Genomic DNA, 12000 nt, shown 5'->3' on the forward strand with positions numbered 1-12000 from the left:
CCGACCGCACCCTGTGATCAGCACCCCCGCACAACGGACCAGGAACCACTCGTGACATCGATCACCCCGGACCCCGGGAACCAGCCCGCCCCGCACACCCCGTCCGCGCCCTCGCTTCGCCCAGGCGGGGGTGAGCCCGGTACGCTCACCGCCGTGCCACAAGCTGATCAGTCCCAAACCACCCAGAAGGGCGCTCCTGTGACATATCCGGGGCCGCCGCGTCCGGTTCACGTCTCCGCCACCCCCGTCGCGGAGCTGGCCGATCAGCTGGGTGCCGAGAAGCCGGAGAGCGACGTCGGGATCACGGGTATCACCCATGACTCCCGGGCGGTGCGCCCCGGCGACGTGTACGCCGCCCTGCCCGGTGCCCGTCTGCACGGCGCCGACTTCGTGACCCAGGCCGCCGGCCTCGGCGCCGCCGCCGTGCTCACCGACCCGACCGGCGCCGAGCGCGCCGCGGCCACCGGTCTGCCGGTCCTCGTCGTCGAGGACCCGCGCGGATCGATGGGCGAGCTGGCGGCCACCATCTACGGCCACCCGGGACGCGATCTCCTCCAGATCGGCATCACGGGCACCTCCGGCAAGACCACGACGGCCTACCTCGTCGAGGGCGGCCTGAAGACGGTCCGCTCCACCGGCCTGATCGGCACCGTCGAGATGCGCATCGGCGACGAGCGCATCAAGTCGGAGCGCACCACGCCCGAGGCCACCGACCTCCAGGCCCTGTTCGCCGTCATGCGCGAGCGCGGCGTCGACTCGGTCGCGATGGAGGTCTCCAGCCACGCGCTGGTCCTCGGCCGCGTCGACGGCTGTGTCTTCGACGTGGCCGTCTTCAACAACCTCAGCCCGGAACACATGGAGTTCCACACGGGCATGGAGGACTACTTCCAGGCCAAGGCCCAGCTGTTCACGGCCCGGCGCAGCCGGCTCGGCGTCGTCAACCTCGACGACGAGTACGGCCGCAGGCTCGCCGGGGAGGCCACCGTCCCGGTCGTCACCTTCTCCGCCGAGGGCCACCCGGACGCCGACTGGCGCGCCGAGGAGGTCGAAGTCGGTCCGATGGACTCCACGTTCACCGCGGTCGGCCCCAAGGGCGAGCGGGTCAGCGCCCGCTCGCCGCTCGCGGGTCCCTTCAACGTGGCGAACACCCTCGCCGCGATCGTCGCCCTCACGGCCGCCGGGATCGACGCGCAGACCGCCGCGGACGGCATCGCCGCCGTCCCGGGGGTCCCGGGCCGGCTGGAGCGCGTGGACGAGGGCCAGCCGTACCTCGCCGTCGTCGACTACGCCCACAAGACGGACGCCGTCGAATCGGTCCTGCGCGCCCTGCGCAAGGTGACCGAGGGCAGACTGCACGTGGTGCTCGGCTGCGGCGGCGACCGGGACAGGACCAAGCGGAAACCGATGGGCGCGGCCGTGGCCCGGCTCGCCGACACCGCCGTCCTCACCTCCGACAACCCCCGCTCCGAGGACCCGCTGGCGATCCTCGCCACGATGCTCGCGGGAGCCGCCGAGGTGCCGGCCCACGAGCGCGGCGAGGTCCAGGTCTTCGAGGACCGGGCCGCCGCCATCGCCTCGGCCGTCGCGCGCGCAAAGCCGGGGGACACCGTGCTGATCGCCGGCAAGGGACACGAGCAGGGCCAGGACATCGCCGGGGTGGTGCGTCCCTTCGACGACCGCCAGGTACTTCGCGAAGCTATCCAGCAGACCCAGGGATGAACTTGTGATCGCCCTCTCCCTCGCCGAGATCGCAGCAGTCGTCGGCGGGCAGACGTACGACATACCGGATCCGGAGCTCCAGGTCACCGGACCGGTCGTCAGGGACTCCCGTGAGGTGGAGTCCGGCAGCCTCTTCGTCGCCTTCGTCGGCGAACGCGTGGACGGCCACGACTACGCCGAGGCGGTGATCGAGGCCGGCGCGGCCGCCGTCCTGGCGTCCCGCCCCGTCGGCGTGCCCGCCATCGTCGTCGACGACGTGCAGACGGCCCTCGGCGCCCTCGCCCGCCACGTCGTCGAACGGCTCGGCGCGACCCTCGTGGCCCTCACCGGATCCGCGGGCAAGACCAGCACCAAGGACCTGATCGCCCAGGTCCTGCGGAGCAAGGCGCCGACCGTCTTCACGCCCGGCTCCCTCAACAACGAGATCGGACTGCCGCTCACCGCGCTCAGCGCCACCGAGGAGACGAAGTTCCTCGTGCTGGAGATGGGCGCCCGGGGCATCGGCCACATCCGCTACCTGACGGAGCTCACCCCGCCGAGGATCGGTCTGGTCCTCAACGTCGGCACCGCCCACATCGGCGAGTTCGGCGGCCGCGAGCAGATCGCGCAAGCAAAGGGCGAGCTCGTCGAGAGCCTCCCCGAGGACGGCGCCGCGATCCTCAACGCGGACGATCCCCTCGTACGCGCCATGGCGTCGCGCACGAAGGCGCGCGTGATCCTCTTCGGAGAGTCCGACGAAGCGGACGTACGGGCCGAGAACGTCCGGCTCACGGAGAGCGGACAGCCTTCCTTCAGCCTTCGCACACCCTCCGGGTGCAGTGATGTGACCATGCGCCTGTACGGTGAGCACCACGTGTCGAACGCGCTCGCCGCGGCCGCCGTCGCCCATGAGCTGGGCATGTCCGCAGACGAGATCGCCCGCGCGCTCTCCGAGGCGGGCTCCCTCTCCCGCTGGCGGATGGAGGTCACCGAGCGTCCGGACGGCGTGACGGTCGTCAACGACGCCTACAACGCGAACCCCGAGTCCATGCGAGCCGCCCTGCGCGCGCTCGCGGCGATGGGCAAGGGACGTCGTACGTGGGCGGTGCTCGGTCAGATGGCCGAGCTCGGGGACGAGGCGCTCGCCGAGCACGACGCGGTCGGACGGCTTGCCGTCCGGCTCAATGTCGGCAAGCTCGTCGCGGTCGGGGGCAGGGAAGCGTCCTGGCTGCAACTGGGCGCATATAACGAGGGTTCGTGGGGTGAGGAGTCGGTGCACGTGTCCGACGCACAGGCGGCTGTCGACCTGTTGCGCAGCGAGCTGCGCCCAGGGGACGTCGTGCTCGTGAAGGCGTCCAGGTCCGTCGGGCTGGAACGGGTGGCGCTCGCGCTGCTCGCCGACGGTACCGAGGGTGAGGTTTCCGCCCGATGATGAAGCAGATCCTGTTCGCGGGAGTCCTCGGTCTGTTCCTGACCCTGGCCGGCACTCCGCTGCTGATCAAGCTGCTGGCCCGCAAGGGCTACGGCCAGTACATCCGCGACGACGGCCCGCGCGAGCACGCCAGCAAGCGCGGTACGCCGACCATGGGCGGTATCGCCTTCATCCTGGCGACGATCGCCGCGTACTTCCTGAGCAAGCTCATCACCGGTTACGCGCCGACCTACTCGGGTCTGCTGGTCCTCGGCCTGATGTTCGGCATGGGCCTGGTCGGCTTCCTCGACGACTACATCAAGATCGTCAAGCGGCGTTCGCTCGGTCTGCGGGCCAAGGCGAAGATGGCCGGGCAGCTGATCGTCGGCATCGGCTTCGCGGTGCTGGCCCTGATGTTCCCCGACAACCGCGGCAACACCCCGGCCTCGGACAAGCTGTCGTTCATCACCGACTTCGGCTGGAAGATCGGCCCGGTGCTGTTCGTGCTCTGGGCGCTGTTCATGATCCTCGCGATGTCGAACGGTGTGAACCTCACCGACGGTCTGGACGGTCTCGCCACCGGCGCCTCCGTGCTCGTCTTCGGCGCCTACACGTTCATCGGCGTCTGGCAGTTCCAGGAGTCCTGCGCCAACGCGACGACCCTGACCAACCCGGGCGCCTGCTACGAGGTGCGTGACCCGCTCGACCTGGCCGTGGTGGCCTCCGCGCTGATGGGCGCCTGCCTGGGCTTCCTGTGGTGGAACACGTCACCCGCCAAGATCTTCATGGGCGACACCGGTTCGCTCGCCCTCGGCGGTGTCCTCACCGGCCTGGCCATCCTCTCCCGCACCGAGCTGCTGGTGGCCATCATGGGCGGCCTGTTCGTCCTCATCACCATGTCGGTCGTCATCCAGGTCGGCTCGTTCCGGCTCACCGGGAAGCGCGTCTTCCGGATGGCACCGCTCCAGCACCACTTCGAACTCAAAGGCTGGTCCGAGGTCCTCGTGGTGGTCCGTTTCTGGATCATCCAGGGCATCTGCGTGATCGTCGGACTCGGCCTCTTCTACGCAGGATGGGCAGCCAAGAAGTGACCGACTGGCAGGGAAAGCACGTCACCGTCGCCGGCCTCGGCGTCTCCGGGATCCCGGCGGCCAAGGTCCTGCACGGCCTCGGCGCGATCGTCACCGTCGTCAACGACGGCGATGACGAACGGGCCCGGGCGCAAGCCGCGGAGCTGGAGACACTCGGCGTCACCGTGCGCCTCGGTGACGGCGCGACCCTGCCGGAGGGCACCGAGCTCATCGTGACCGCGCCCGGCTGGCAGCCGGACAAGCCGCTGTTCACCGCGGCCGCCGCGGCGGGCGTCCCGGTCTGGGGCGACGTCGAACTCGCCTGGCGGCTGCGGGAACTGGACGGCCGGAAGCCGGCCCCCTGGCTCGCGGTCACCGGCACCAACGGCAAGACCACCACCGTCCAGATGCTCGCCTCCATCCTGAAGGCGGCGGGCCTGCGCACGGCGGCGGTCGGGAACATCGGCGTCTCCCTCCTCGACGCCGTCCTCGGCGAGGAGGAGTACGACGTCCTCGCGGTCGAACTCTCCAGCTACCAGCTCCACTGGGCGCCCTCGCTGCGCGCCCACTCCGGGGCCGTGCTGAACCTCGCGCCCGACCACCTGGACTGGCACGGCTCCATGGAGGCGTACGCCGCCGACAAGGGGCGTATCTACGAGGGCAATCGGGTCGCCTGCGTCTACAACGTGGCGGACAGGGCCACCGAGGACCTGGTGCGCGCCGCGGACGTCGAGGAGGGCTGCCGCGCCGTCGGCTTCACCCTCGGCGCCCCGGGGCCCTCCCAACTCGGCGTCGTGGACGGCATCCTGGTCGACCGCGCCTTCGTCGAGAACCGGCAGAAGAACGCCCAGGAGCTGGCGGAGGTCTCCGACGTCACTCCGCCCGCCCCGCACAACATCGCCAACGCCCTCGCCGCGGCGGCCCTCGCACGCGCCTTCGGGGTGCCTCCGAGGGCCGTGCGGGACGGACTGCGGGACTTCACCCCGGACGCGCACCGCATCGCGCACGTCGCCGACGTGGACGAGGTCGCCTACGTCGACGACTCCAAGGCCACCAACACGCATGCCGCGGAAGCCTCCTTGGCGGCCTACGAGTCGATCGTGTGGATCGCCGGCGGGCTCGCCAAGGGCGCGACCTTCGACGAACTGGTCGCCCGGTCCGCGAAGCGGCTGCGGGGCGTCGTCCTGATCGGCGCGGACCGCGCGCTGATCCGTGAAGCCCTGGCGCGACACGCCCCGGAGGTACCGGTCGTCGACCTCGACCGGACCGACACTGGGGCGATGCTCGCGGCTGTCCAGGAGGCCAGGAGGCTCGCCGAGCCCGGGGACACGGTGCTGTTGGCCCCGGCCTGTGCGTCCATGGACATGTTCGCCAACTACAACAAGCGCGGTGACGCGTTCGCGGAGGCGGTCCGCGAACTCGGCGCCTGACCCGGTTGCCTGGCCGGGCGGACCTGGGAGGGACGGACGCGTGACATCGTTGTGGCCCGGAGACTCCGATGCCGACTAGCAGGACCGGCCGCCCGCCCGTGCGGAAGGCCGGCCGACCCGCCGCACGGGCGCCGCGCGACCATCCCGTACGCCGTCTGTACCTGCGCGCCCGCAAGGCCTGGGACCGGCCGCTGACCGCGTACTACCTGATCCTCGGCGGCAGCCTGCTGATCACCGTGCTGGGGCTCGTGATGGTCTACTCGGCCTCGCAGATCACGGCGCTCCAGCTGTCGTTGCCCGGGTCGTACTTCTTCCGCAAGCAGTTCCTGGCCGCGCTGATCGGCGGTGCGCTGCTGTTCGCCGCCTCGCGGATGCCGGTGAAACTGCACCGGGCCCTGGCCTACCCGATCCTGGCGGGCGCCGTCTTCATGATGGTCCTGGTGCAGGTGCCCGGGATAGGGCTCTCGGTCAACGGCAACCAGAACTGGATCTCGCTGGGCGGCTCCTTCCAGATCCAGCCCAGCGAGTTCGGCAAGCTCGCGCTCGTGCTCTGGGGAGCCGATCTGCTCGCCCGCAAGCAGGAGCGGCGGCTGCTGACCCAGTGGAAGCACATGCTGGTCCCGCTCGTGCCCGCCGCCTTCATGCTGCTCGGCCTGATCATGCTCGGCGGCGACATGGGCACCGCGATCATCCTCACGGCCATCCTGTTCGGGCTGCTGTGGCTGGCCGGAGCGCCCACCCGGCTGTTCGTGGGCGTGCTGTCCGTCGCCCTGGCGATCGGCTTCGTCCTCATCAAGACGAGCCCCAACCGGATGTCCAGACTGGCCTGCATCGGCGCGACGGAGCCGGGGCCGAACGACACCTGCTGGCAGGCCGTGCACGGCATCTACGCCCTCGCCTCCGGCGGACTCTTCGGTTCCGGCCTCGGTGCCAGCGTGGAGAAATGGGGCCAACTGCCCGAAGCGCACACCGACTTCATCTTCGCCATCACTGGGGAGGAACTGGGCCTCGCGGGGACGCTGTCGGTGCTCGCCCTCTTCGCGGCTCTAGGCTATGCGGGTATCCGCGTGGCCGGACGCACGGAGGACCCCTTCGTGAGGTATGCCGCGGGAGGCGTGACCACCTGGATCACGGCCCAGGCCGTGATCAACATCGGTGCGGTGCTCGGTCTGCTGCCGATCGCCGGTGTCCCGCTCCCGCTGTTCTCCTACGGAGGGTCCGCCCTGCTGCCGACCATGTTCGCCATCGGGCTGCTGATCGCCTTCGCGCGTGAAGATCCCGCTGCGCGGGCGGCTCTCGCGATGCGGCACCCCCGCTTTGGCAGAAAGAGGGGTGCGGTGAGAGAGTCCGCAAGGGCCGCGGGGCCCCGGAGATGGAACACGATGCGACGGCGTGCCTCTGCGGCGCGTTCGTCCGGAGAGCGGTGAATTTCGGTGCATGTCGTACTCGCCGGCGGGGGGACCGCCGGCCACATCGAGCCCGCGCTCGCCCTCGCGGATGCCCTGCGCAGGCAGGACCCGACCGTGGGGATCACGGCCCTGGGCACGGAGCGGGGACTCGAGACCCGGCTCGTACCCGAGCGCGGGTACGAACTCGCGCTCATCCCGGCCGTGCCGCTGCCGCGCAAGCCCACCCCGGAGCTGATCACCGTCCCCGGACGGCTGCGCGGCACGATCAAGGCCGTCGAGCAGATCCTGGAACGGACCAAGGCGGACGCGGTCGTCGGCTTCGGCGGCTACGTGGCCCTGCCCGGCTATCTGGCGGCCAAGCGCCTCGGTGTGCCGATCGTCATCCACGAGGCCAACGCCCGGCCCGGACTGGCCAACAAGATCGGCTCGCGGTACGCGGCCCAGGTCGCCGTCTCCACGCCCGACAGCAAGCTCCGCGGGGCGCGTTACATCGGCATCCCGCTGCGCCGCTCCATCGCCACCCTCGACCGGGCCGCCGTACGGCCCGAGGCGCGCGCCGCGTTCGGGCTCGACCCGAACCTGCCGACGCTCCTCGTGTCGGGCGGCTCGCAGGGCGCCCGCCGCCTCAACGAGGTGGTCCAGCAGGCGGCTCCGTACCTCCAGCAGGCCGGGATCCAGATCCTGCACGCGGTCGGTCCGAAGAACGAACTGCCGCAGGTGCACCAGATGCCGGGGATGCCCCCGTACATCCCGGTACCGTACGTGGACCGGATGGATCTCGCGTACGCCGCGGCCGACATGATGCTCTGCCGCGCCGGCGCGATGACCGTCGCCGAACTCTCCGCCGTCGGACTGCCCGCCGCCTACGTCCCGCTGCCCATCGGCAACGGCGAACAGCGGCTGAACGCCCAGCCGGTGGTCAAGGCCGGCGGCGGACTGCTGGTCGACGACGCGGAACTCACCCCGCAGTGGGTGCAGCAGAACGTGCTGCCCGTGCTCGCCGACCCGCACAGGCTGTACGAGATGTCGCGTGCGGCCGGTGAGTTCGGCCGCCGGGACGCCGACGACCTGCTCGTCGGCATGGTGTACGAGGCGATCGCCTCGCGCCACCACTAGGACCGCATGAGGGAAGGCAGGGAGCGTGGCCGGACCGACGACCGCCGAGCGCGGTGAACGGCAGAAGCTGGAGTCCGGCCCGCCCCGGCCGCCCCTCGTCGGGCGGCTCCGCCGCTTTCGTAGGCTCATCATCCTTTTGTCCGCCGTGGTGTTGGCCGGGGCCGCCGCGGTGTGGATCCTCTACGGCTCCCCCTGGCTGCGCACGGAGGACGTGCCGGTCTCCGGGGTGCGGGTGCTGACCGCCGCGCAGGTGCGGGAGGCGGCCGGTGTGCCGGTCGGGTCCCCGCTGATCTCCGTCGACACGGACGCGATCGAGGCGCGGCTGCTCAGGGAGTTGCCCCGGATCGACTCGGTCGAGGTCGTCCGCTCCTGGCCGCACGCGATCGGTCTGGAAGTGACCGAACGGACTCCGGTCCTGCTGGTAGAAAAGGGTGCGAAGTTCACCGAAGTGGACGCCGGGGGCGTCCGGTTCGCCACCGTTCCCGACGCCCCGAAGGGCGTGCCCGTACTGGAGTTGGCGCTGTCCGGGCGTGCCGCGCCGAGCCGCTTCCCCGCCGACCGCCTGGTGCGCGAGGCGGTGCGGATCGCCGGGGACATCCCGGACGAAGTCGCCCGTGACACCCGTACCGTCAAGGTCCGTTCCTACGACGCCGTCTCGCTGGAACTGCGGGGTGGCCGGACCGTCGAGTGGGGCAGCGCCGAGAGGGGCCGGGCGAAGGCCAGGACGCTCCTTGCTCTCATGAAAGCCGATCCCGGGGCCCGGCACTTCGACGTGAGTGCCCCCACAGCCCCCGCCTCGTCAGGCAGTTGACTTGCATCGGTGCAGGCCAGCACCCTGGTTGGGCAGTGCTGTGCCTGATCACATAGGGTGAAAAGAAAAACGGGAGGTTCGGCGTGTTCGTTGAACGCGCGCCGCTTGTCGACTTAGTGTCCTGTTCGGAAGAGTCCAAGGAACAGACACACTGGTAACCCTAAACTTCAGCGTTAGGGTTCGGGTCGGTGTTCGGACCGTCCCGTTCGGCATCAGTCGTCGGATCGCGAGCGTGCGAGGCGGCGACACGTAACTCGAGGCGAGAGGCCTTCGACGTGGCAGCACCGCAGAACTACCTCGCAGTCATCAAAGTCATCGGTGTCGGCGGCGGTGGTGTCAATGCCATCAACCGGATGATCGAGGTCGGTCTCAAGGGCGTCGAGTTCATCGCCATCAACACCGACGCGCAGGCGCTGTTGATGAGCGACGCCGACGTCAAGCTCGACGTCGGCCGGGAACTCACGCGCGGCCTCGGGGCCGGAGCGAACCCGGCAGTCGGCCGCAAGGCCGCCGAGGACCACCGCGAGGAGATCGAGGAGGTCCTCAAGGGGGCCGACATGGTCTTCGTGACGGCCGGGGAGGGCGGCGGCACCGGCACCGGCGGCGCGCCCGTCGTGGCCAACATCGCCCGCTCGCTGGGCGCCCTCACCATCGGCGTGGTCACCCGCCCGTTCACCTTCGAGGGCCGGCGTCGCGCCAACCAGGCCGAGGACGGCATCGCGGAGCTCCGCGAAGAGGTCGACACCCTCATCGTCATCCCGAACGACCGGCTGCTGTCCATCTCGGACCGCCAGGTCTCCGTCCTCGACGCCTTCAAGTCGGCCGACCAGGTCCTGCTCTCCGGTGTCCAGGGCATCACCGACCTGATCACCACGCCCGGTCTGATCAACCTCGACTTCGCCGACGTCAAGTCCGTCATGTCCGAGGCCGGTTCGGCGCTCATGGGCATCGGCTCCGCCCGCGGCGACGACCGCGCGGTGGCGGCGGCCGAGATGGCCATCTCCTCGCCGCTGCTGGAGGCGTCCATCGACGGCGCCCGCGGTGTCCTGCTCTCCATCTCCGGCGGCTCCGACCTCGGCCTGTTCGAGATCAACGAGGCGGCCCAGCTGGTCAGCGAGGCGGCGCACCCCGAGGCCAACATCATCTTCGGCGCGGTCATCGACGACGCCCTCGGCGACGAGGTCCGGGTCACCGTCATCGCCGCCGGCTTCGACGGCGGGCAGCCGCCGGCCAAGCGGGAGAACGTCCTCGGCTCGGCCACGGCCCGGCGCGAGGAGCCCGCTCCGTCCCGTCCCGCCGAGAGCCGCCCGTCCTTCGGGACGCTCGGCAGCGTCACGCCCAAGGAGCCGGCCCCGGAGCCTGCTCCGGAGCCGGTCAGCGAGCTGCCGGTGTCCCCGCCGGTTCCGCCGTCCCGCTCCTACTCGGACAGCGCGGCCGAGGAACTGGACGTGCCGGACTTCCTGAAGTGATAGGACAGCGCTCCGCGGAGAGCACCGTGGGCGGCGCCCACTTCGCCTTCACCGACAGGTGGGGCGGGGTGAGCGCCGTTCCGTACGAGGAGCTCAACCTCGGCGGAGCGGTCGGCGACGCCCCCGACGCCGTACGCGCCAACCGGGAACTGGCCGCCGAGGCGCTCGGGATCGATCCCGGGCGGGTCGTCTGGATGAACCAGGTGCACGGGCCGGACGTGGCGGTCGTGGAGGAACCCTGGGGTGTCTCGGAGATCCCCGCGGTCGACGCGGTCGTCACGGCACGGCGGGGACTCGCGCTCGCCGTCCTCACCGCCGACTGCACGCCCGTCCTGCTGGCCGACCCGGTCGCCGGGGTGGCGGCCGCCGCGCACGCGGGACGGCCCGGCATGGTCGCCGGCGTGGTTCCCGCGGCCGTGCGGGCCATGGTGGAACTCGGCGCCGATCCGGCCCGGATCGTCGCCCGCACCGGCCCCGCCGTCTGCGGACGGTGCTACGAGGTGCCGGACGCGATGCGCGCCGAGGTCGCCGCCGTGGAGCCCGCGGCGTACGCCGAGACGGCGTGGGGGACGCCCGCGGTCGACGTGACCGCCGGGGTGCACGCGCAGCTCGAGCGGCTCGGAGTGCGCGACCGGGAGCGGTCGCCGGTGTGCACGCTCGAATCCGGGGACCACTTCTCGTACCGGCGGGACCGCACCACCGGGCGGCTCGCGGGTTATGTCTGGCTGGACTGATGGGACATGACGGAACGTAAGGCTCAACTCGCCGCGAACCTGGCGAAAGTGGAAGAGCGCATCGCGGCGGCGTGCAAGGCCGCCGGGCGCGAACGTGAAGAGGTGACCCTGATCGTGGTCACCAAGACCTACCCCGCGAGCGATGTGCGGATCCTGTCGGGGCTCGGTGTGCGTCATGTGGCCGAGAACCGGGACCAGGACGCCGCGCCCAAGGCCGCGGAGTGCTCGGATCTGCCCTTGTCGTGGCATTTTGTCGGTCAATTGCAGACCAATAAGGTGCGCTCCGTGGTCGATTACGCGGATTTCGTGCAGTCCGTGGACCGCTCCCGGCTCGTCGCGGCCCTCTCGAAGGAGGCGGTGCGGGCGGGGCGCGAGGTGGGATGCCTCGTCCAGGTCGCGCTGGACGCGCAGGAGGGTGGCCGCGGCGACCGGGGAGGCGTGGGGGTCGGCGGGGTCGAGGAGTTGGCCGACCTGGTCGCGGAGTCCCCGGGGCTGCGGCTCGACGGACTGATGACCGTCGCCCCGCTCGCCGGCGAATACGCGGGGCGTCAACAGGACGCCTTCGAGCGGCTGATGGATTTGTCGACTGTCGTGCGCCGGGCCCATCCGGCTGCGAACATGGTCTCGGCAGGGATGAGCTCGGATCTCGAACAGGCCGTGGCGGCCGGAGCGACACATGTACGCGTCGGTACTGCGGTACTCGGAGTCCGAACCGGCCTCCGGTAACGTCGCCAAGAAGTCGGACCACAGCAGAAAATATGGTCATTACCGCCAAATGCGGGCATAACGACCTCGTGGATCGCAGGCACTTGGCAATTCGTCAGCCGATCCACCACAGAGCGGAGGACTCAG

Annotated in this window: 10 protein-coding genes; all 10 read left to right on the forward strand. The window is 70.7% G+C overall.

Annotated features, from left to right (window positions below; genetic code table 11):
* Positions 1-198 precede the first annotated feature (198 nt).
* The 10 genes from CW362_RS26920 (at position 199) to CW362_RS26970 (ending at position 11874) form a co-directional block, all read left to right on the forward strand.
* A complete protein-coding gene (locus CW362_RS26920; protein WP_103552138.1) occupies positions 199-1719 on the forward strand; it encodes a UDP-N-acetylmuramoyl-L-alanyl-D-glutamate--2,6-diaminopimelate ligase in 1521 nt (506 codons plus the stop codon).
* Between the two features lie 4 nt (positions 1720-1723).
* Entirely contained in the window at positions 1724-3130 is a 1407-nt protein-coding gene (locus CW362_RS26925) for a UDP-N-acetylmuramoyl-tripeptide--D-alanyl-D-alanine ligase (protein WP_103552139.1), read from the forward strand.
* A complete protein-coding gene (gene mraY / locus CW362_RS26930; protein ID WP_103552140.1) occupies positions 3130-4200 on the forward strand; it encodes a phospho-N-acetylmuramoyl-pentapeptide-transferase in 1071 nt (356 codons plus the stop codon). The genes CW362_RS26925 and mraY overlap by 1 nt, the downstream gene beginning before the upstream one ends.
* Positions 4182-5609, forward strand: a complete 1428-nt coding sequence (gene murD, locus CW362_RS26935) for a UDP-N-acetylmuramoyl-L-alanine--D-glutamate ligase (RefSeq protein ID WP_103552141.1) — start codon at positions 4182-4184, stop codon at positions 5607-5609. Before mraY ends, murD begins: the two co-directional genes overlap by 19 nt.
* Before the next feature lie 68 nt (positions 5610-5677).
* Positions 5678-7036, forward strand: a complete 1359-nt coding sequence (gene ftsW / locus CW362_RS26940) for a putative lipid II flippase FtsW (protein WP_103552142.1) — start codon at positions 5678-5680, stop codon at positions 7034-7036.
* A gap of 6 nt (positions 7037-7042) precedes the next feature.
* Positions 7043-8134 (forward strand): undecaprenyldiphospho-muramoylpentapeptide beta-N-acetylglucosaminyltransferase, encoded by a 1092-nt coding sequence (murG, locus tag CW362_RS26945; protein ID WP_103552143.1) that lies wholly within the window; start codon positions 7043-7045, stop codon positions 8132-8134.
* A 25-nt stretch (positions 8135-8159) separates the two neighbouring features.
* Positions 8160-8945, forward strand: a complete 786-nt coding sequence (locus CW362_RS26950; protein WP_103552144.1) for a cell division protein FtsQ/DivIB — start codon at positions 8160-8162, stop codon at positions 8943-8945.
* A gap of 275 nt (positions 8946-9220) precedes the next feature.
* Complete coding sequence (ftsZ, locus tag CW362_RS26960) at positions 9221-10414, forward strand: cell division protein FtsZ (RefSeq protein ID WP_103552146.1); 1194 nt, start codon at positions 9221-9223, stop codon at positions 10412-10414.
* The gene (gene pgeF, locus CW362_RS26965) at positions 10411-11148 is read left to right on the forward strand and encodes a peptidoglycan editing factor PgeF (protein ID WP_103552147.1); all 738 of its coding nucleotides are present in this window, start codon (positions 10411-10413) and stop codon (positions 11146-11148) included. The genes ftsZ and pgeF overlap by 4 nt, the downstream gene beginning before the upstream one ends.
* A gap of 6 nt (positions 11149-11154) precedes the next feature.
* Entirely contained in the window at positions 11155-11874 is a 720-nt protein-coding gene (locus tag CW362_RS26970) for a YggS family pyridoxal phosphate-dependent enzyme (RefSeq protein WP_103552148.1), read from the forward strand.
* Positions 11875-12000 lie beyond the last annotated feature (126 nt).

Origin of the sequence: Streptomyces populi, from assembly GCF_002911015.1 — a bacterium.
In the GTDB taxonomy this organism is placed as follows: Bacteria; Actinomycetota; Actinomycetes; order Streptomycetales; family Streptomycetaceae; genus Streptomyces; species Streptomyces populi.

Excerpts from the sequence above, each read along its gene's own strand:
- murD (WP_103552141.1), top strand. The coding sequence starts at position 4,182 with ATGGGCAGCCAAGAAGTGACCGACTGGCAGGGAAAGCACGTCACCGTC.
- CW362_RS26970 (WP_103552148.1), top strand. The coding sequence starts at position 11,155 with ATGACGGAACGTAAGGCTCAACTCGCCGCGAACCTGGCGAAAGTGGAA.
- ftsW (WP_103552142.1), top strand. The coding sequence starts at position 5,678 with ATGCCGACTAGCAGGACCGGCCGCCCGCCCGTGCGGAAGGCCGGCCGA.
- mraY (WP_103552140.1), top strand. The coding sequence starts at position 3,130 with ATGAAGCAGATCCTGTTCGCGGGAGTCCTCGGTCTGTTCCTGACCCTG.